Raw genomic sequence first — 19,336 nt, 5'->3', positions numbered from 1 at the left:
ATTCAGCTTTGGCGGAACTCTCGGAGGCCGTCGGCCGGGGTCCAGGTCTCGATCACCAGTTCTCGTCCCTCGACGCGGGTCAGCGTGGCGCGCGATATGCGAGCAGTGAACAGGGCCATCGTGTCGTGTGGGTTGTCGATGGGCATCCGGTGTCCGGCCACGAACAGGTCAACTTCCTCAGGGGTGGCAACCACCGCCTGGCCATCGATGCGGGCATCGCCGAGCGGCAATTCCTCGGTGTCCGGCGAACTGTGCAGCGAGAACCTCGGGTCGCGTAGCAGGTCCGCCGCCTTGCGCGAACCCGGCATCATCCCCAGCCACAGATGCCCGTCTCGGATCGGCACCTCCATCCCGGACAACCGAGGAGACCCATCCCGACGCAACGTGGCCATCACCGCATGAACATGGCTCTCGAACCGCAGCCGGATCCGCTCGGCCAACTCAGGAGCCTGCACCTCAATAAGATCCCAGGGAACGGGCATCGGATCGCTCACTGGCACCACGCTAGATGGCGTCGTCTGCCTGAGATGGCAAGCGCGCAAAGTACCGGGCATGCCATCTCGGGTCGAATGTGTCACTGGCGTCAATAAGGTTGTCCTGTGTAGTTGCAGCGAGCTTTGCACGGGTGCCCTGTGAGGGTTGCCTGTGTGCTGGCCACGCATTTGAGGGCAAAGGTGGAGATGAGCCGGCATCGCCATCTGGCCGACAGGCCCGTGCTGATCGTCGACGGCGATCCGTCGACGGCGAGGACTCTGGTTGTCGATCACTTCCCTGCCGCGGTTGGGGTGAGGGAGGGCATGACCCTGGAGGAGGCGATGTCGCACCACACCGGCGCCGTGGTGCTGGACGCCGACGAGCCCTGCTATCGCCAAGTTTTCAGCCGCATGGTTGCTGCGTTGCAGCAAGTGAGCGACCGGGTGGAGGCGGCTGATCTCGGCACGGCCTATGTCCGGTTGGACGGGCTGGAAGGGCTGTACGGCAGCGAAGCGGGCGCGGTCTCGGCGCTGATGAGCGCGGTTCCCGCCGAGCTGAGCCCTCGGGCGGGGACAGCAGACGCCAAGTTCCCCGCCTTCGTCGCGGCCCGCACCCGCCGCGGCCCGGGCGCCTGCGGAGTGGGCGACGATGTGGGCGCTTTCCTCGCCCCGCACAGCATCGACCTGCTTCCCGTCTCGGCCGCCATGAGGGGCGACCTGCACCGGTTCGGCCTGCACACTATGGGCGCTGTTGCATCGGTGAGCGGGCATTTGCTCTCCGACCGGTTCGGCCTCGAGGGCTTGCGGGCGTGGTCGCTGTGCAACGGCATCGACGACACCCCCGTGGTACCGACAACGTGCGAGGAGCCGGTAGTGGAGCGCATCTCGCTGCCGCTGCACTCCATAACCCTGGAGGCTCTGTTGATGGCGGTGGAGACCCTTTTGCTGCGGGCGTTCGCCCGGCCGGAGGTGAACGGCCGCCACGCCGGGTCGGCACACCTGCTGTGCGAGGCGCCGGGCTGGCCGGCGTGGGAGCACAGTGCCCGGTTCAAGCAGCCCGTCGGCGAGTGGGAGCGGGCCTCCGAATTGGTCCGGCACCGGTTGGAGGCCGATCCGCCCCGTCGTCCCGTCGAAGACGTGACGCTCACCCTGTCGGACTTCACCGGCCAATCGGTCGCCCAGCTGACGCTGCTGAAGGACGCTCGCCGCGACCGGCTGGGGCGGCTCGTAGAGGCCGATCGCCGGCTGCGACCGCTGATGGGAGGCGGCCATGCCCTGTACCGGATCGCCGGTGTGGCGCCGTGGCATCCGGTGCCGGAGATGCGGTTCCTCCAGATGCCCATCGACCCGTCGGCCCAGGACATCATCAGGCCGCTGCTGACGCCGAGACCGGTGGACGTGCGCGAGAACGCCGACGGCGAGCCGCGGTCGTTGCGGGCGGGCCGGTGCTGGACGGAGGTGGCCCGCATCGACGACCGGTGGACATTCGACCTGTGGTGGCTTCCCAAACCGGTGGCCCGCTCCTACTACCGGGTCGACCCCGGCGACGGGCAGTTGATCACCTTGTTCCAAGACTGCGTCGAGAGCCGCTGGTACCGGCAAAGCGTCTGATTGCGAGTTGATGGATTGAGGACTGGGCGGCTGATTGGATGAGCGACTTCTAATGGCGAACTGGGTGGAGCTTCGGGCCAAGAGCTTCTTCTCCTTCGGGGAGGGGGCGTCGCATGCCCACGAGCTGCTGGCGCAGGCCAAGCAGTTCGGCTATCCGGCCCTAGCCCTGACCGACACCAACCTTTGCGGGGCGCTGGAGTTCGCCCGCCTGGCCAAGAGCCTGGGCACCCAGCCCATCACCGGTGGGGAGCTCACGCTGACCGACGGCTCGAAGCTCGCCCTTTTGGCCGAGACCCGGGCCGGGTACTCCAACATCTCGCGCCTGTTAACCTTGGCCAACGCCGCCGACCGCCGGGACCCGAAGCTCGACCCCGCATACCTGCCCGACCACTGCGAGGGCGTGGTTCTTTTGACCGGCGGGCGCGACGGCCCGCTATCCCGGCTGGCAGAAAACGACCGCATCGGTGAGGCCCACGGCCTTTTGCGGCAATACCTCGACTGGTACGGGCCGAATTCGGTGTACGTCGAGCTCCAGCAGAACTTTTTGGCCGGCGACACCGACCGCAACCGCAAGCTGGTCAGGCTCGCCGCCGAGGCTGGCACCCGGGTGGTGGCCACCAACGACGTCTGCTACCACTCTCCGGAACGGGCCCGGCTCCAGCACGCGCTGGTCGCCGCCAAGCTCAACACCACCATCGATCAGGCCCTGCGGTACCTGCGGCCCAACCACCATCTGCACCTGAAGCCCCCGGCCGAGATGGAGCGGCTCTTCGCTGAGTGCCCGCAGGCGGTGGCCAATACCCTTCGCGTCGCCGAGCAGTGCTGCTTCGACCTCAGCACCGACCTGGGCTACGCCTTGCCCGATGCCGCAGTGCCCCCCGGCGACACGCCTTTGAGCTATCTGGAGCAACTCTGCCGGGAGGGTGCCGTCCGGCGGTACGGCAGCGTCACCTGGGAGGTGGAGCGCCGCCTGGCCGAGGAGTTCGGTTTGATCGAGCGGCTCAACCTGGCCGGGTTTCTGCTGCTCTACCGCCAGATCGCCCTTTTGGCCCAGCAGATCCTGGTGGAGCGGGGCGAAGTCAGCCCCGAGGTGTCGATCGAGGAGAGGCCGCCGGGACGGGGGCGGGGCTCGTCGGTGGCCCTGCTCGTCGGATACCTCATCGGCATCAGCCATGTGGACCCCCTGAAGTGGGACCTCACCCTGGAGCGCTTCATCTCCGAGGACATGACCACGCTGCCCGATATCGACCTCGACTTCCCCCGAGGGCTGCGCGACGAGCTGATCGAGCGGGTCCACGCCCATTTTGGGCCCGAGCACGCCGTGTTGGCCGGAGCCGTCACCACCTACAAGGTCAAGGGCATCATCCAAGACCTGGGCAAGGCCCTGGGACTGCCCCCAGAGCGCCTGTCGCTGCTGTCAAAGCGGCTGGGTTCCCACCACGCCGCCGACCTGCGCCAAGAGATGACTGAGCTGGCGGAGTTCAAAGACAAGGTGGGCGCCCCCCGATGGCGAGACCTGCTCGATCTCGCCCCCCAGCTGATGGGCGCCCCCCGGGGGCTGAGCCAGCACGTGGGCGGCATGGTGCTGAGCAGTTCGCCCATCCCGGAGATGGTCCCCATCCGGGCCGGGGCCACCGACGGCCGCTACATCATGGACTGGGACAAAGACAGCGTGGCCGACGCCAACTTTGCCAAGATCGACATCTTGTCGCTGCCGGTGCTCGACCAGATCGACGAGGCCCTCGACCTCATCGAGGACCGGGAGGGCCACCGGCCCGACCTGGGCCGGATCAGCCCGGAGGACCCCAGCGTCTACGACATGATCAACGCCGGCCTGTGCAAGGGGGTGTTCTTGCTCCAATCCCCCGCGCAGCTGAAGATGGCCCAGCGGCTGAAGTCGCGCAACCTCCTCGACCTGGCCTATCAAGTGGCCCTCATCCGCCCCGGCGTGGGCACCCAGGGCAGTGCGGTGTCCCAGTTCGTGGAGCGCTACCGCCACGGGGCGGAGTGGGGCTACGACCACCCGCTGGAAAAGCGCGCCCTGGAGCGGGGATACGGCATCATCGTCTGGCAGGAACAGGTGGTGCAGCTAATCGAGGACGTGGCCGGAATGACCGCGTCAGAGGCCGACGAGGTGCGCCGCTCCTTCGCCCGGCCCAACAACGAGCGCCTGATCGCCATGCACTGGGAGCGCTTCGCCGAGGGCGCCCGCCAAAACGGTGTCTCCGAAGCCGCCGCCGAAAGGATCTTCTCCAAGATCAACGGCCACTACATGTTCCCGGAGTCGCACTCCCACGCCTTCGCCGTGACCGCCTACCAGGCAGCATGGCTGAAGCGCTACCACCCGGTGGAGTTCTTTGTGGCGCTGATGAACAACCAGCCGATGGGCTTCTACCCCATGGAGACGCTGAAACAGGACGCCCGGCGCTTTGGCGTGGCGTTTCTGAACCCGTGCGTCAACCGGAGCCGAGCGGTGTGCTCGCCCGAGGGAGGCTCGGTGCGGCTGGGGCTTCAGTTCATCAAGGATGTGGGGGAGGAATCGGCAAAGCTCATCGTGGAGGAGAGGCAAAGGCAAGGCCCCTACGCCACCGCCGGGGATCTGGTGCGCCGGACAGGGTTGAAGCCCCAAGCCGTGCTCTCGCTGGTGGAGTCCGGGGCGTTCGACGCCATCGCGGCAAACCGAAGGGAGGCGCTGTGGGAGTCGGGGCTGCAAACCCGGCCCTCAAGAAACGGCCAAACTGCCCTTTCGCTGTCGACCGAAGACCGCGTGCCCCAGCTCGACGACTTCACCGAGGGGGAGAAGATGATGGGCGAGTACCGGGCCATGGGCATCTACCCCCGAGGCCACCTCATGGAGTTCCTCCGGCCGACCCTCGGCCCCGGTGTGCTCCCCACCGCCGCCGTGGAGAAGTGCCGCGAGGACGATCTGGTCACCGTCGCCGGCTGGCCGGTGGCCAGACAGCACCCTCAGGGGCGCGACGGCACGGTCTTCGTGACCATCGAGGACGAGACCGGCGACACCCAGGCGATCGTCTATTCCGACTTGTTCGCCCGCCGCCGCCGAGAGCTGAGCAGCCAGGTGGTCGTGATCACCGGGCGCGTTTCCACCTGGGACGGGACCGTGAACTTGGTGGCTACCGACCTGCGCGGCATCCACTCGGGCGTAGCCATGCCGCCGTCACACGACTGGCGATGAGACGGTGCCGGGGATTGGTCGGTGGTCCCGATCAGGCTCATAATGGGATCGAGATGTGCGGCCGGTACAGCCTGACCGCCAGCCTGCAAAAGCTTGCGGAGCGGTTTGAATTCGATAGCGAACAAGAGATCTTCCAGCCCAGATACAACATCGCCCCCACCCAGCAAGTCTTCACCGTCATCGGCGGCGAGACTCGTCGAGCCGGCTTCATACGCTGGGGGCTGATCCCATCGTGGTCGAAAGGCGGCCACCTCGGTCGTACCATCATCAACGCCAGAGCGGAAACGGTGGCCGAGAAGCCCACTTTCCGCGACTCGCTGGGGCGTCGGCGATGTCTCGTGCTGGCTGATGGCTTCTACGAGTGGCAGCAGGTCGGCAGCACCAAGCGCCCCATGCGGGTGACAATGCGGTCCGGTGAGCCCTTCGCCTTCGCCGGACTCTGGTCGATCACCAGCGACCCCGACGGCAACCGAATCTCTTCGTGCGCCATCATTACCACTGAGGCCAACGACCTGCTCAGACCCATCCACCATCGGATGCCGGTCATTCTGCCTGAAGAGGCGGAGGACATCTGGCTGGATCGCACCCTCGACGACTGCGACGCGTTGACACAACTCCTCGAGCCTTACCCAGACGACCCCATGGAGGCGTTTGAGGTCTCTAAGCTGATCAACTCGGCCTCCAACGACATCCCCGAGGTTGCTGCACCAGTCCAATGAGCACGAAGTCTCCCCTATGAGAACCGCCCAGAGTGGCACGACCCGGTTGGTTTGCCTGCTTGCCTCGATCGCCCTAGTCATGGCCGCTTGCGGTGGCGATGACACTGGGGTCTCGCCCTCCGCAACCGCTGAGGCCACGGCGGCTCCCACAGTCGAAGCCACCCCGATGGCCACCTCGTCGATCACTCCTTCGCCCACCGCGGAGCCGACTGCCGCGACCACGTCTCGGCCCACCGAAGCGCCGACACCCGAGCCCACGCGGCCTGAGCCGACTCAAGCACCCTCAGCCACTCCTGTTTCCACCCCCGATCCGACGCCCGAGCCCACCCCCGAACCCACGCCGACCGCCGATGCAGGCACCACCATCGAGTTGGAGGTGGCCGGAGGCAAGCCGGTGGACGGTGTGCAGCGCCATCGGATCGACGCCCGAGAATCCGTCACCATCATCGTGTTTGGCGATACCACCGACGAGCTCCACATCCACGGCTACGACCTGGTGGTGAGGTTCTCCCCCGGCCGGCCTGGAACTATCACCTTCGAGGCCGACATCCCCGGTATCTTCGAGGTGGAGACCCACCACCACGGAGATCTGGTGATGGAGCTCCAGGTGGGATAACTCTGGCGTGACCATGCTCAACACCGTCTTAGCCCACGGGGTGGGGTCGCGGGGCGATCTGCCCCTGCCGTTCTATCTGTTCGGCATCGGCGCGGCCGTGGCCCTCATGGCCACCTTCGTCAGCTTGAGCTTTTTCTGGCATCGGGCCTGGCTGCCGACGGCTGCCTCAGGCCGGAATCTGGGCATGGCCTTCGGTCGGGTGCTCGATGTGGTGGCGGTGCCGGCCCGTTTGGCCTCACTGGCGCTGTTCGTGCTGGCCCTGGCCAGCAGCGTCAGCGATTCGCAGGTCGGAAGCCAGCGGTTCGGACCCCTCACGGTATATGTGGCCCTTTGGGTGGGAATGGCGATGGTGGCCGCGGTGTTAGGCGACGTGTGGCGGGTGCTCAACCCCTTCGAAACCATCGCCGGAGCCATCGAGTGGGCCGCGGGAAAGCTGGGCCTGCCCCAGATCGACGACACCGGCGAGATCCCCGGCGGCTACTGGCCGGCGGTGGTGGCGCTGGGATGGTTCATGTTCTTCGAGCTCTGCTACCACGACGGCACCACCAACACCGCGGTCGGCGGGGCCATGATCGCCTACACGGTGGGGATGGTCGGAGGATCGGCAGTGTACGGTCGGCGCTGGCTGCGCCAAGCCGACGGGTTCGGAGTGCTGTTCTCGCTGCTGGCCCGAATGTCACCGCTGTACCGGGACGACACCGGTGCCATACGACTGAGGCCTCCCCTGTCGGGGCTGACGACCCTTGCCCCCCGCCTCGACCTGCTAGCCGTGCTGTTAGTGGTGCTGGGCGGGACCACGTTCGACTCGCTGGCCGGCAGCACCCTGTGGCCCGATCTGGTGGGCACCCACCGAGGATGGACCGCCACCGGGATCAACACCTTGGGGATGATCATCGTCATCGCCATCATGGCGGCGCTCTACTACCTGGGGTCGCTGGCTGTGGGCTGGTTCACCAACCAGACCGCAGCCGAGGTGGCCCGGCGCTTCGCCCACTCCCTGGTACCCATCGTGTTGGGATACACCGTGGCCCACTACTTCTCACTGCTAGTGCTCGACGGCGGCCAGAACTTCCTGCGCCTGCTGTCCAATCCGTTCGACCGCGGCTCCAACTGGTTCGGAACCGCCGACTGGGCGGTGAACTTCTTCCTGGTTTCCACCGATGCCATCGCCTGGGTGCAGTTCTCAGCCATTGTCGTTGGCCACATCGCCGCGGTGCTGGTGGCCCACGACCGCGCCGTGGAGACCAGTGACGCCAGTGAGGCCACCTGGGCCCAGCGGCCCATGCTCCTGGTCATGGTGTTTTACAGCGTGGTCGGCCTCTGGCTCCTCCAAAAGGCCTGAGCGAGCACGACCGAGGCGCCCAAACTCAGAATACAGTGGGGCATGGCAACCCAAGCCGAATTGGTCCACCTGAAAGACGATGAGCCGCTGGAGCACGTGCTGGAGGTGCTCGGTGCCGACGGAGCCGTGATTGTGGAGGAGTGCTTCAGCAACGAGGTGATCAATGAGATCCTCGCCGAGCTGATGCCCTATGTCGAGAAGCCCGACTCCAACCGGACTCACATCAGCCCGACAATCGCTGCTTTTTTCGGCGAACACACCCGCCACGTCACCGGGCTGGCCTCCAAATCGCCCACCTTCGTGGCCGAGGTGCTGTTGCACCCGCTGATGCTCGACGTCGCCGACGCGGTGCTGGGACCCAACTGCGCCGACATCCAAGTAAACGTGGCCCACATGCTGATGGTGGGACCGGGGGCCCAAGCCCAGTTTCCCCACCGGGACGAGGACGTGTGGGTACACATGCCCCAGCCCAGCCCGGAGATGGAGCTGTCGTCGGTGACCGCGCTGTGCGATTTCACCAAGGAAATCGGCGCCACCCGGGTGGTGCCCGGCAGCCACTGCTGGGAGATGGACCGCCAGCCCGAGCCCCACGAGTTCGCCGATGCTGAGATGCCCGCCGGCTCCCGGGTGATCTACCTGGGTTCGACCATCCACGGGGCCGGCACCAACTCCACTGCCAACCAGCACCGACCCGCCTTCCACCTGAGCTACATGCTGGGCTGGCTGCGCTCGGAGGAGAACAACTGTCTAGCCACACCCCCTGACATCGCCCGCACCCTCCCCCGCCGGGCCCAAGAGCTGCTCGGCTACGACGTTCACTATGCCATCAACGACGGTGGGGGCTACCTCGGCGCCCTAGACATGAAGATCCCCGCCGACATGCTCGCATCGGGAGAGCTCTAATCGCCCACCGAAGCAGGCGATTGTCACAGGACTAGCAATCAGTCGGGGACGGTGAGCGTGTCGCCGAGGCTGATGGTGCCCGCCATGGTGATCTCGGCGTTGGTACCGAAGCAGGCGAAGGCCCCGAAGTCGAATTCCTTGCGGGCGGTGGCAGCGAGCACTTGCAGGACGCCTTTTGCCTGTTCGTAGGCCGGCTGGGCCAAGGTGGTCATCACGCAGCGGGGGGTGGCGTCGCCGATCCGAAGCTCAGCGTCGCCGATCTTGATGTCGAGATCTCTCCAGGCCAGATCAGCGAACTCCCCAGAACCGGTGTCGTCGTGGGCGTCGAGCACGATGTTGGGGCGAAATCGCTCGACACCGAGCGTGACGCCGTCCAGCAGGGATGCAAGGTGCACCATCGACTGGTTGACGATGATGTGGACAGCGGCGGCGTCGACAAACGAGGTCTTCTCGGTGAGCGCAGCGACAGGCAGATCGATCTCCACATCGGAGAGGACAGTGCCTGGAATCTCCGGCCACTCGCTGGCGTAGGTCTCCTCGCGGCCTTCTTCGACTTCGACCACTTGGATGGGTTCACCGAGCGCCTCGCTCAATGCGGCATCAAGCTCACCGCTGCCCACGGCGAACTCCCGGCCGTCGGGCGCGACGGCAACCAGCCCGCCATCGGCCAGGGTCTTGGCGCTCCATGAGAGGAGATGGCCGTAAGGTCGGGGCCGTTTGGCACTGGCGATCTTGCCGGTTTCGGTATTGCGCACCGCCCACCGCCTATCCCCGACAACCGCGCTAGTCCGAAGCTCCAGGCTCTCCACCCTCTCCCCGCCCATCGACTTGACGGGATACCGCCACAGCTCAGATATCGAATAAGTCGTCATACAGAGCTTCCAGCAGGATTCTAAAGGTCTGCTTCGTGCAATTGTGCCCAGGGAACCAAGCTCTCCTCGCTTCGCTCTTGAAGCTGGTCACCTCCGTACACCGCAGTCAGGTCGCACGAGTGCAGGCCTTGAAGATGGGCAGCAACCCGACGGGCGGTCTTGAGAAAGCTGGTTGACGGAGTGGCAGCGGACTTTGCCTCGATCAGAGCGACTCGCTCAGGGTGCTCGATTACCAGGTCGACTTCGGTCCCGCTGCGATCGCGGTAGAACGACAGGCCCCGGGTCAGCCCTTGATGCGTACGCTGCTTGGCAATCTCTGAAACGGCCCACGTCTCGAAAATCGGACCCCTGAGCGGGTGCGAGACGAGCTGCAGGGGGGAGCGGATGCCCAGGAGGTGGCAGACGAGGCCAGTGTCGTAGAAATACATCTTGGGCATCTTGACCAGGCGCTTTCGCTGGTTGGAGTGAAACGGCGGGAGCAAGAACACCACGAAGCTGGCTTCCAAGATGCTGAGCCAGGCTTTTGCCGTCGGCTGGGACACCCCGCAGTCGTCGGCCAACGACGAGAGGTTGGCCAGCTGCGCGGTGCGACCGGCACAAAGCTGGACGAACCGTGCGAACGCTGAGAGGTCTCCCACGTTCCGCAACGTTCGCACGTCGCGCTCGAGGTAGGTGGCGATATACGAGCTGATCCACTCGGTTGGATCGAGGCCTCGGTCATAGATACGGGGATAGCCCCCGGTGATGAGCGCCTCCTCCAAGCTCTGGGGGTAGCGGGGAAAGCGGATCGCCTCGCCGCGGCTGAGCGGCAGCAGGTGGTGAACCGAAGTACGGCCAGCCAGCGACTGATTGACCGACTCAAGCAGAGAGAAATGCTGCGAACCGGTAAGGATCCAGCCTCCTGGTGCCGGATCGGCGTCGATGAGACCTTGGAGATACGACGGTAGGTCGGGTGCCCTCTGCACTTCGTCGATGATCGCCCCTGTTGGGTACTGGGCTAAGAACGCCCTGGGATCATCAGTCGCAAACGAGCGAACATCGGTCGCCTCCAGGCTGACATAGGGATGGTCGGGAAACACCGACCGGCAGAGGGTGGTCTTCCCGCTCTGGCGTGGACCCGTGAGCGTGATCGCTGGCGCATTCCGCGCTGCCTGCTCCAGTCTCGGGGCCAGATCCCGGTCGATCATCATGATCTCAAGTCTAAACAAAGTTGGCTGATTCAAAATTCAATTTTTAATCAGCCAACTAGACAGTGAGGTTCGCGCTGGACAAACAGCTTCGAGAGTCAGAACTGGACCTCCCTTCGAGGGCCACCACACTCCGTACTAGAGCTTGCTCTCGGGTCAGTCGGCTAGTTGCTCCAAGAACTGGGCGAAAGTTCTGTTGAGGTCGTAATCGGCGGTATCGATTTTGGACAGTCGGTCGTAGGCCTCGGCCATGTCGCTGGCCCGCTGCTCGGCGTAGGCGCGTGGGTGATAGTGGGTGGGAATCAGGAAATGTCCCTCCGCTAATCCGTCGAAGGCTCGCTGGGCGACGGTTTCTGCGCTCATGCCCATCTGCTCCATGAACGCCCCCACGCCCGGGTCGTTGTCTGCGCTGCCGCCCAAGTGATCGGGGCGCTGGCGGGTGGAGTTCCACAGAAGGCTCGAGGTGAGACCGGGGCAGACCAAGCTGACCCCGACGTGGTCGGGCAGCTCGGCGCGCAGCACGTCGCACAATCCCAGCAGTGCATGCTTCGAGGCGGTGTAAGCACCGGCATTGGGGTGGGGAACGCCTACGGAGTGCTCTGAGCCGGTGGTCATGAGCCAGCCCTGTTCTGAGCTGGCGGCCATGAGCCGGCCGAAGCTCTGGAGCGTGTTGACCGTGCCCAAAATGTTGACCCTGACCACCCACTCGACATCGCTCGAAGCGGTATCCAGCAGCGGCGCCAACGCCGACATCACCCCGGCATTGGCACACACCAGGCCTGGGACACCGTGGTCGGCGGCGATTGCCTGGGCCAGCTCTTCGGTTCCCGCAGTGTCGGTCACGTCGCACCGGAGGGCTGCCGCGGATCCTCCATTGGCGACAATGCTGTCGGCCACGGCCCCGGCAGCCTCGAGATCCACGTCTGCAACCGCGACATGGCCGGCGCCTCGGTTTGCGGCCTCCAGCGCCAAGGCCGCTCCGATGCCGCTTCCTCCGCCGGTGACCACCACCGGCCTTCCCTCGATTTGAGCTCCCAAGGACTCCTCCTGTTCTGCTGGTCCTGTTCTAGCGGTTTTATCCTGGCGGCGTCAGTTCTCCAGAGCTTCGATCTGATCCAGTATTGGCAGCAGATACCGCAGAAATGCCTCAGGGTTCTCCTGCATCGGGAAGTGTCCCACATCGGCCATCTCGGTGTGGGTGGATCCGGCGATGGCCAGATGGGCCTCCCGGCCAGCCTCGACGGTGCCGGTGTAGTCGTATGCGCCGTTCATGATGTGGACCGCGGTGGCTGAGGTGTCTATCTCGCCGGCCCGGTCGCGGATGTCGTAGTCCTCCATGTAGTAGAAGAGGTCGCCCGAGAACGCCGGCGGCCACCCGGCGGAATACACCTGCGACACCTCCTTGACGTACGGCTCAGGCGAGGTGGGCGAGCACAGCCCCTCCATCATTCGGGCCTTGGAGTGGTTGCTCACTTGCGGGTGCCAGAAGCCGAAGAAGTCCTCCCGGTTGCCGCCGATGTGAAGCGTCCCTTCGAGGGCGATGACTGCCCGGAACTCGCCGGGATGGCGAAGCGCCAGCTCCAGGGCCAAAAGCCCTCCCACCGAGCAGCCCATGAACACCGGCTGATGCAGCCCCAGGGCCTGGGCCAGCGCCAAGGGCACCTGTCGCAGGAACTCACCGCGCAGCTCATACTCTTGCTCCCACCACCGGGGCTGCACAGGCGGCACCGACTTGCCGTGGTAGGGAAGGTCGTAGGCGATCAGGCGGAAGCGGTCGGTGATCTCAGCCGCCTCGAACAGATGCCGGTACTGGAGGCTGTTGGCCCCTGCGGTGTGCTGGCACAGCAGGGGGATGCCCGAACCCGCCTCCTCGTAGTAGATGCGGTGGTCGACACCGTCGATCTCAAGATGGATGTATCTGCCCACGGGGCTGTCGTGTCGGGGCAGGGGGCCGCTCTCGTCTACCTTCGTCGGCCGGTCGCCGCCGGGCGCCCGCAACAGCTCGCTGGCCCGCTCCACCGCAGGCAGGTACTGCCACAGCAAAAGCGGGTCGGTCTGGCCCCGCTGGAGACCCATATCGCCGAGGGCCAGCAACACCGAGATCTGGGCGTACCTGGGCGGCACAGGCTCCATAAGGGGGGCCCAAAGCTCCGCCGGCCCCGTGATGGCGATCACCCCGTCACCCTCGGCGGGCACCCCTGCGGTGATCTCGCCGTCCGCCACCGTGAAGCCGGTCCACGCCTCGCCGATGCCCAACCGCAGCCCGCCCGTCCAGTAGCGGACAGCCAAGCGCATCTCGCCATCGGCTGCACAGGCCGCAGCGAATTCAATCGGGTCAGGGGCGATGGTGCTCATCAGACTGGTACTCCGGCTGCTTCTAAAGAGCTGTTAAACGATGTCCAGGGTAGACAAGAAGGCTGTCGCCGCCGCCATGTTGCCCTCCACTTCGCATGCGGTGTGCCACGCTGAGCGACCCGTGCCCCACGATACGAAATCGACTGCGGTCGAGGTGACGACCACCTCACCGCCGCCACCGGATTCCACCACCAACCCGCCCGCCGGGTCGGGCCGTCGCACAGTCCACTCGCTCGCGCCGGGGCCTGTAAGGCAGATGGTGGTCGGCGCCAACAGCGAGTCGTCTAGCTCGGGCCCCTGCATCTGGGGCAGTCCCCACATCATCCACTGCACCACCGGCAGCATCTCTTCGTGGGTCGGTGCGGCCAGCTCCCGCTGGATCGGGCCAGCGGGCCCAACAATGTCGTGGTAGAGGTGGCAGAAGCAGTCGAAGGCCAACCCATTGGCCACAGCGTGCATGGGATAGGTGCCCAGCCCCGGAACCTCAATCTCGGTGGAGGCCAGCGGTTCCTCTTGAAGCCCCGGTAGGCGCTCCAGCCGCTCGGCGCCGAACCGCTCGAACTCGTCCATCACCTCGGCGACCGTCCAGCTTCGGCGGATGTCCACATGCACATCGTGCTCCCGTTCCCGGTTGGCGGGCAGCGGCAGTCGCTCCTCGGGCATCGGGAGCGGATCGATGATGCTGCGCGCCCCCGCCCCGATGTGGGCGATCACATCGCGCACTCGCCACCCTGGGCAGGCCGAGGGCGCCATCCACTCTTCCTCCGAGAACGTCTGGGCAACCTCGACGATCCTGTTATGGAAAGTCCGTAGTGCGGCAACACCCTCTATGGTCACCGGCTTATGCTTTACCTCTAATCGCTGCCTGTCAAGAGGCAGGGCGGCCAGTTCGGCAACGGGAGGCGGCATCGGTCGTGACTGCGGATCCAATCGAAGTGCCCCAGGCGGCCGTTCCCGGCCGGCGCACCCCGAGTTTCACGGCGGAATCGATGCCGCCCGCGCTCGGCCGTGCGCACCTCACCTCGGTGTGGGCCGAGCTGGTCGTCGAAGAGGGATCGGTAGAATTCGCCGACGAGGCGTCTAGAAGTGTGACTGTGACCGCGGGGCGGCGCGTCGCCATACCTCCCGATGTCAGCCACCATGTCGAGCCAGCACAAGATGCGGTGTTCCATGTCCAGTTCTACTCCTGACTTCGACAGCTTTCCCGCGGTTGTCCACGGCCATCAGTTCGAGGACTTCCCCGAGGGGCGGGAGTTCGCCCACCACTGGGGCCGCACCATCACCGCCGGCGACAACGCCTTGTTCTCCACGGCGACGTGCAACTGGAACCCCATGCACCTCAATGCCGAGTTCGCCAAGGCCCACGGCCACCCCGATGTGGTGGTCAACCCGATGCTGGTGCTGTGTACAGCAGTCGGCCTGTCGGTGGAGGACTTGAGCGAGATCGGCGGGCCGTTCTTGGGCATGGAAAACGTGAGATTCCACCACCCGGTGCATCCCGGCGACACGCTCACAGCCTCCTCCCGGGTGATCGAGGCCCGCAGCTCTGACAGCAGGCCCCAGACCGGTATCGTCACCTGGCAGACCGAGGCCCGCAACCAAAACGGCGAGTTGGTGGTCGAGTTCCAGCGCACCAACCTGGTGGCCAAAAGGCGCCCCCCGAGGAGCGATTGACGGTGCCCCGCACTCTGGTCGACCCCCGTCCGCCAATCCCGGCGCCCTACCGCACCGAAGATCGGGTGGCGATTCAGGAGATGGCCCGCGACTTCGCCATGAGCCGGGTTCTCCCCGTCGCCAACCGCCTCGACCCCGAACACGGTCTCATACCCGACGAGCTGCGCCAACAGCTTGGCGAGCTGGGGTTCTTCGGCATCATGGTGCCTGAGCGCTACGGCGGCCTCGGTCTCGGCGTGTTCGAGTACGCCCTCATCACCGAGGAGCTGTCCCGAGCGTGGTTGAGCGTGGCCAGCATCATCGCCCGCTCCGGGATGGCCCTGTCATTGGATCCCACCCAGCGCGAGAAGTACCTGCCGCTCGCCGCCAAGGGCGAATGGCTGGGCTGCTTTGCGATGTCGGAGCCCGGCGCCGGATCCGACATCGCCTCGATTCGCACTCGGGCCCAAAAGACCGACGGCGGCTGGCTGCTCACCGGCCAGAAGATGTGGTGTACCTTCGCCGACCAGGCCGACTGCATCCTGGTGGTGGCCCGCAACAAGCCTTACGACCCCGCCCACCGCCACTCCGGCATCCGCCAGTTCGCCGTCCACAAGGCGCCGGGGGCGTTTCCCGAGGGGGTGTCGGGCAGCCCCATCAGAAAGATCGGCTATCACGGGTGGCGAACTTTCGAGCTGTCATTCGACGAGTGCTTTGTGCCCGACGACTGCCTGGTGGGCTCCCAGAAGGCCGAAACGGCTGACGATGTCGGCTTCAAGCAGACCGCAGCGGCCATGACCACCCCGCGCATTCACACCGCGGCCCGCTCGATCGGCCTGGCCCGGGGCGCGCTGGAAGACTCCATTGCCTACGCCCAGCAGCGGGAGCAGTTCGGGCGGCCCATCGGCGACTTCCAGGTGACCCGCTTCAAGATCGCCAAGATGGCCTCGGAAATCGAGGCATGCCGGGCACTCATGTACCAAGTAGCGGCCAACGCCGACGCCGGTGAGAAGTCCGACATGGGCGGGGCGATGGCCAAGTACCTGGCATCGGAGATGTCGGAGAAGGTGACCTCAGAGGCCCTCCAAATCCACGGCGGCGCCGGCTACACCACCGACTTCCCCATAGAGCGCTACTGGCGCGACGCCAGGCTCACCAAGATCTTCGAGGGCACCAGCGAGATTATGCAGCGGATCATCTCCGACCACCTGCTTCCCTCCTCGCCGTTGCGCTAGAACTGGGCAATGGCCGCACCCTCCGATCTCACCGGCTCGAATAACTACTTCGAGGATTTCACGGTGGGCCAGCGGATGCGCCACGCCCGCTCGGCCACCATTGACGAGGTGGAGAACAACTACATCTCCAAGCAGGTGATGAACACCGCGCAGTCGCATTGGAACGAGGAGTATCTGGCCGGATCACCACTGGGCGACGGCCGACTGGTGTTCGGGCTCATCACAGGCTCGATGACAGTGGGGCTCACCAGCCAGGACACCGCCGAGAACGCGCTCTGCGAACTCGGGCTCGACGCGGTGCGGTTCAAAAAGCCGGTGCATCACGGAGACACCATCACCGCCTACACCGAGGTGCTGGAAGCCTCCGACGCGCCCGACCGAGACGATGCTGGAATCGTGCGCTTCAAGCACTGGGGCCGCAACCAGCACGGCGATGTGGTGTGCGAACTGGAGCGCCTGGTGCTGATCAAGCGCGCCAGCCACTGGCAAGCGTGAGGCCGCAGAACCGACAGAAACTGTTTCAGTCGATGAGCCCGCATTGGCGGGCGCGGTCGAGGGTTACCTCGAACAGGCGGGTGGTGGCGGCGTCGATCATCATGCCCTTGTAGTTGGCCGCTCCCTGGCCCTCGGCCTCGGCGGCGCGCACTGCGTCCACCACCCCCTGGGCTTCGGCGATCTCCTCGGTACTGGGGGCGAACACCCGGTTGGCCACCTCGATCTGGCTGGGGTGGATGCACCACTTGCCCACCCCGCCCAGCATTGAGAACGTGGCCGCGCTCCGCTCATAGCCGTCCGGGTTGGCGAAGTTGGCGTAAGGACCGTCGATGGCATCGAGCCCCGCAGAACGGCAGGCCACGATCATCCGGGTGCGGGCGTAGTGCCACACATCTCCCGGATAGCGCAGGGCGGCGTCGCCGTCGGTCACCCCGATGTGGCCCAGGCGCATCCCCTGGCTGGCCGACAAGTCGCCCACCCCCAAGGTGAGGGCTTCGAGGCGGGGGCTGCACCGGGCGACCTCGTCCACGGTCTGGAGGGCCTCCACCTCCTCCACCAGGCACTCGATGCCGATGCGGCCCACCTCCAGGCCCAGCTTCAGCTCCAGCTGGGTCAACATGTCGTCCACGAACCACACCTCGCGGGGCCCTTTGATCTTGGGCACCATGATCACGTCGATGTTGGCCCCGGCGCCGGTCACCACCTCGGCGATGTCGTCGCAGCACCACTGGGTGTGGACGCCGTTGATCCGGTAGGAGCGGATCTTGTCGCCCCAGTCCAGCTCGTTCAGCCCGGCGATGATGTTGCGGCGGGCGTCCACCTTGGCCGAAGGTGCCACCGCGTCCTCAAGATCCAAGAACACCATGTCGGCGTCGCTCTGCGCCGCCTTGGCGATCATCTTCTCGGAGTGGCCTGGAGTGGAGAGCTCCGACCGCCGCACCCGCACCGGCCTCTCCCTCTCATAACTGCTCATGTATCCTCCTTTGATAATTGGCGCGCGCCGACAGATCAGCCGGTGCGATTCGGCAGATAGGCCGGGAGCTCCGAGGGGTCGGGCGAACCGCCGGAGTCCGTCCCGTGGCAAGCGATGATCCCGTCGGGCCGCACAAGCACCCAGGCGTCGGCTTCGTACGGGCCGGAGGAGATGCCGGCTGGGAGCTGGCGCACCGCAACCGGCACGCCGCCCGATGGCAAATCGGCGAGGGCGGCTTGCGATGCGGTAAGGGAGCACTCCGCCCCAACCAGCAGCACGTAGGACGATCCGTACCAGTCGAGCACGGACTCGGACTGATCGGCGTCGACCCACACATGGGGGGCGCGGCGTCCCGAGCGCACCAGCGGGGTGAAGCCGGTTTTCGGGTCTTCGAGTTGCGGTGCGGGCTCGGCGTTGGGGGCGATGAGATCAGACGACATCTCGAAGCCGAGCAGCAAATGGTCGTAGTCGGCGTACTGATGGGTCGCCTGGATGTGCTCGGTGATGTCCTCTCCTCGCCGGCGGCCGGCCATCATCAGGCCCATGTAGTCGGTGGTGCTGACCCCCCAGTCGATTCGCTCGACCGCGATGGGCCGATGCTCGGCTTCGTAGGTCTCCAGAATCGACTCGGGCGCCAGACCCCGCACGACATAGGCCAGCTTCCAGGCCAGGTTGCGGATACCGGCGAATCCGGTGTTGTTGCCCATCCCCCCCGTGGGAACCGAGACATGGGCGGCGTCGCCGGCCAAGAAGATGCGGCCTTGCGAGAACCGGGTCACACATCCCGGAGTGGGCTGCCACATGCGCATGCTGATGATCTCGAACCCGACATCGTCCTCGGTGCCCAGAGCCGCACGGATGCGATCGCTGACCGCCTCCTCGGAGATCAGATTCTCGTCGCCCACAACGATCTGACAGCGCCAACGCCGACGCCCGTCGAGAGCTTGGAAGATCACGAGGCCCTTGGGGTTCGTGGTGTACAGCAGCGAACCCTTGCGCTCCCCCACATAGGCATCTAAGTCGGCGTGGAAGATCACATCTTGGGAGTGGATCGGCCGCGGCTCGGCCTCGAGATGGGTGCCGATCACCTCGCGGGTTCCGCTGCCCGGCCCGTCGGCGCCAATGGTGTACTGCGCCGTCACCGGCTGTCGCTCATCGGTTCTGGTGTCGCGCAGGGTCAGCTGGGTGGCGTCGTCGGTCTGGGCGAGGTCGATGGCCTCGGTGTCGAACCGGACCGTGATCATCGGGTCCTCCACAACCCGGGTCATCAGCGCGGCCTCCACCTCGTCCTGCACCGTCATCACGGGGATGCACGGGCTGTTCGGCCCCGGAACGCTGAGGAAGGTGGGGCTTGGAATGTTCGCGTACGGCTCGTCGGCCAAGGTGTCGGACCACCGGTTGTAGGCCGTCCAGGCCGGCCCGAGGCCGGTGGCCTCGACCGCTTTCTCGATGCCGAACTCGCGGAACAGCTCCATGGTGTTGGTGTCGACGAAGCGGGATCGGGGGTGGTTGTTGAGCTCGCTGCGCCGCTCCACCAACAGCGACGGCACGCCATGGCGCGACAGCAGCAGCGCTCCGGTGAGCCCGATCGGGCCGCAGCCGATGATGCAAACAGGAACCTCAGCCATCGCTCTCCCCGATCCAACGCCTCATTGCATGACTCTACGTCACGATACAATCATCGCTTGGCCAGTGGTCCGCCATGG

General features: G+C 65.7%; 18 protein-coding genes. 10 read left to right on the top strand and 8 right to left on the bottom strand.

The genetic code is table 11. The features are described 5' to 3' along the window. Positions 1-2: 2 nt before the first annotated feature. Positions 3-494 carry a pyridoxamine 5'-phosphate oxidase family protein gene (locus ACOOGG_RS12350; RefSeq protein WP_420435451.1) on the bottom strand — a complete coding sequence of 164 codons (492 nt, stop codon included), beginning with the start codon at positions 492-494 and terminating at the stop codon, positions 3-5. A gap of 153 nt (positions 495-647) precedes the next feature. Here ACOOGG_RS12350 and ACOOGG_RS12345 point away from each other — a divergent pair, with 153 nt between their 5' ends. The 6 genes from ACOOGG_RS12345 to ACOOGG_RS12320 are packed head-to-tail and all read left to right on the top strand — an operon-like array spanning position 648 to position 8,860. Next, on the top strand, positions 648-2,084 hold the full coding sequence (locus ACOOGG_RS12345) for a DNA polymerase Y family protein (protein WP_420435449.1): 1,437 nt from the start codon (positions 648-650) through the stop codon (positions 2,082-2,084). 52 nt (positions 2,085-2,136) lie between these two features. Beyond that, on the top strand, positions 2,137-5,280 hold the full coding sequence (locus ACOOGG_RS12340) for a DNA polymerase III subunit alpha (protein WP_420435447.1): 3,144 nt from the start codon (positions 2,137-2,139) through the stop codon (positions 5,278-5,280). Between the two features lie 53 nt (positions 5,281-5,333). Further along, positions 5,334-5,999: an SOS response-associated peptidase gene (locus ACOOGG_RS12335; protein WP_420435445.1), complete on the top strand. Its 666-nt coding sequence runs from the start codon at positions 5,334-5,336 to the stop codon at positions 5,997-5,999. A 16-nt stretch (positions 6,000-6,015) separates the two neighbouring features. Continuing rightward, on the top strand, positions 6,016-6,615 hold the full coding sequence (locus ACOOGG_RS12330) for a hypothetical protein (protein WP_420435443.1): 600 nt from the start codon (positions 6,016-6,018) through the stop codon (positions 6,613-6,615). Between the two features lie 7 nt (positions 6,616-6,622). After that, complete coding sequence (locus ACOOGG_RS12325; protein ID WP_420435441.1) at positions 6,623-7,957, top strand: hypothetical protein; 1,335 nt, start codon at positions 6,623-6,625, stop codon at positions 7,955-7,957. Positions 7,958-7,999: 42 nt separating this feature from the next. Further along, entirely contained in the window at positions 8,000-8,860 is an 861-nt protein-coding gene (locus ACOOGG_RS12320) for a phytanoyl-CoA dioxygenase family protein (RefSeq protein WP_420435439.1), read from the top strand. 38 nt (positions 8,861-8,898) lie between these two features. On the opposite strand, the gene ACOOGG_RS12315 is transcribed toward ACOOGG_RS12320, so the two are convergent. The 5 genes from ACOOGG_RS12315 to ACOOGG_RS12295 all read right to left on the bottom strand — a co-directional run bounded on the left by ACOOGG_RS12315 (position 8,899) and on the right by ACOOGG_RS12295 (position 14,111). Beyond that, on the bottom strand, positions 8,899-9,732 hold the full coding sequence (locus ACOOGG_RS12315) for an MOSC domain-containing protein (protein WP_420435437.1): 834 nt from the start codon (positions 9,730-9,732) through the stop codon (positions 8,899-8,901). 20 nt (positions 9,733-9,752) lie between these two features. Then, positions 9,753-10,922 (bottom strand): ATP-binding protein, encoded by a 1,170-nt coding sequence (locus tag ACOOGG_RS12310; protein WP_420435435.1) that lies wholly within the window; start codon positions 10,920-10,922, stop codon positions 9,753-9,755. Positions 10,923-11,075: 153 nt separating this feature from the next. Then, the gene (locus ACOOGG_RS12305; RefSeq protein WP_420435433.1) at positions 11,076-11,957 is read right to left on the bottom strand and encodes an SDR family NAD(P)-dependent oxidoreductase; all 882 of its coding nucleotides are present in this window, start codon (positions 11,955-11,957) and stop codon (positions 11,076-11,078) included. 51 nt (positions 11,958-12,008) lie between these two features. Further along, positions 12,009-13,274 carry an alpha/beta fold hydrolase gene (locus tag ACOOGG_RS12300; protein WP_420435431.1) on the bottom strand — a complete coding sequence of 422 codons (1,266 nt, stop codon included), beginning with the start codon at positions 13,272-13,274 and terminating at the stop codon, positions 12,009-12,011. A 33-nt stretch (positions 13,275-13,307) separates the two neighbouring features. Then, positions 13,308-14,111 (bottom strand): maleylpyruvate isomerase family mycothiol-dependent enzyme, encoded by an 804-nt coding sequence (locus ACOOGG_RS12295; protein WP_420435429.1) that lies wholly within the window; start codon positions 14,109-14,111, stop codon positions 13,308-13,310. A gap of 77 nt (positions 14,112-14,188) precedes the next feature. On the opposite strand from ACOOGG_RS12295, the gene ACOOGG_RS12290 reads away from it, so the two are divergent. The 4 genes from ACOOGG_RS12290 to ACOOGG_RS12275 are packed head-to-tail and all read left to right on the top strand — an operon-like array spanning position 14,189 to position 16,657. Continuing rightward, positions 14,189-14,464: a DUF1971 domain-containing protein gene (locus ACOOGG_RS12290; protein WP_420435428.1), complete on the top strand. Its 276-nt coding sequence runs from the start codon at positions 14,189-14,191 to the stop codon at positions 14,462-14,464. After that, entirely contained in the window at positions 14,445-14,948 is a 504-nt protein-coding gene (locus ACOOGG_RS12285; RefSeq protein ID WP_420435426.1) for a MaoC family dehydratase, read from the top strand. Before ACOOGG_RS12290 ends, ACOOGG_RS12285 begins: the two co-directional genes overlap by 20 nt. A gap of 2 nt (positions 14,949-14,950) precedes the next feature. Further along, positions 14,951-16,162: an acyl-CoA dehydrogenase family protein gene (locus ACOOGG_RS12280; protein ID WP_420435424.1), complete on the top strand. Its 1,212-nt coding sequence runs from the start codon at positions 14,951-14,953 to the stop codon at positions 16,160-16,162. Between the two features lie 9 nt (positions 16,163-16,171). Further along, positions 16,172-16,657 carry a MaoC family dehydratase gene (locus ACOOGG_RS12275; RefSeq protein WP_420435422.1) on the top strand — a complete coding sequence of 162 codons (486 nt, stop codon included), beginning with the start codon at positions 16,172-16,174 and terminating at the stop codon, positions 16,655-16,657. 25 nt (positions 16,658-16,682) lie between these two features. Here the strand turns inward: ACOOGG_RS12275 and ACOOGG_RS12270 are convergent, their stop codons facing one another. Both ACOOGG_RS12270 and ACOOGG_RS12265 read right to left on the bottom strand, forming a co-directional pair. Continuing rightward, positions 16,683-17,630, bottom strand: a complete 948-nt coding sequence (locus ACOOGG_RS12270) for an HpcH/HpaI aldolase/citrate lyase family protein (RefSeq protein WP_420435420.1) — start codon at positions 17,628-17,630, stop codon at positions 16,683-16,685. 35 nt (positions 17,631-17,665) lie between these two features. Beyond that, positions 17,666-19,258, bottom strand: coding sequence for an FAD-dependent monooxygenase (locus ACOOGG_RS12265; protein ID WP_420435418.1), 1,593 nt, complete (start codon positions 19,256-19,258; stop codon positions 17,666-17,668). Positions 19,259-19,336 lie beyond the last annotated feature (78 nt).

The sequence above is a fragment of the Candidatus Poriferisocius sp. genome, assembly GCF_965214065.1.
GTDB lineage: Bacteria > Actinomycetota > Acidimicrobiia > Acidimicrobiales > Bin134 > Poriferisocius.
The sequence above is the reverse complement of the archived record's forward strand: the minus strand, read 5'-3'. Positions and strand labels throughout refer to the sequence as shown.

Excerpts from the sequence above, each read along its gene's own strand:
- ACOOGG_RS12340 (WP_420435447.1), top strand. The coding sequence starts at position 2,137 with ATGGCGAACTGGGTGGAGCTTCGGGCCAAGAGCTTCTTCTCCTTCGGG.
- ACOOGG_RS12335 (WP_420435445.1), top strand. The coding sequence starts at position 5,334 with ATGTGCGGCCGGTACAGCCTGACCGCCAGCCTGCAAAAGCTTGCGGAG.
- ACOOGG_RS12330 (WP_420435443.1), top strand. The coding sequence starts at position 6,016 with ATGAGAACCGCCCAGAGTGGCACGACCCGGTTGGTTTGCCTGCTTGCC.
- ACOOGG_RS12320 (WP_420435439.1), top strand. The coding sequence starts at position 8,000 with ATGGCAACCCAAGCCGAATTGGTCCACCTGAAAGACGATGAGCCGCTG.
- ACOOGG_RS12315 (WP_420435437.1), bottom strand. The coding sequence starts at position 9,732 with ATGACGACTTATTCGATATCTGAGCTGTGGCGGTATCCCGTCAAGTCG.
- ACOOGG_RS12310 (WP_420435435.1), bottom strand. The coding sequence starts at position 10,922 with ATGATGATCGACCGGGATCTGGCCCCGAGACTGGAGCAGGCAGCGCGG.
- ACOOGG_RS12300 (WP_420435431.1), bottom strand. The coding sequence starts at position 13,274 with ATGAGCACCATCGCCCCTGACCCGATTGAATTCGCTGCGGCCTGTGCA.
- ACOOGG_RS12285 (WP_420435426.1), top strand. The coding sequence starts at position 14,445 with ATGTCCAGTTCTACTCCTGACTTCGACAGCTTTCCCGCGGTTGTCCAC.
- ACOOGG_RS12275 (WP_420435422.1), top strand. The coding sequence starts at position 16,172 with ATGGCCGCACCCTCCGATCTCACCGGCTCGAATAACTACTTCGAGGAT.
- ACOOGG_RS12270 (WP_420435420.1), bottom strand. The coding sequence starts at position 17,630 with ATGAGCAGTTATGAGAGGGAGAGGCCGGTGCGGGTGCGGCGGTCGGAG.
- ACOOGG_RS12265 (WP_420435418.1), bottom strand. The coding sequence starts at position 19,258 with ATGGCTGAGGTTCCTGTTTGCATCATCGGCTGCGGCCCGATCGGGCTC.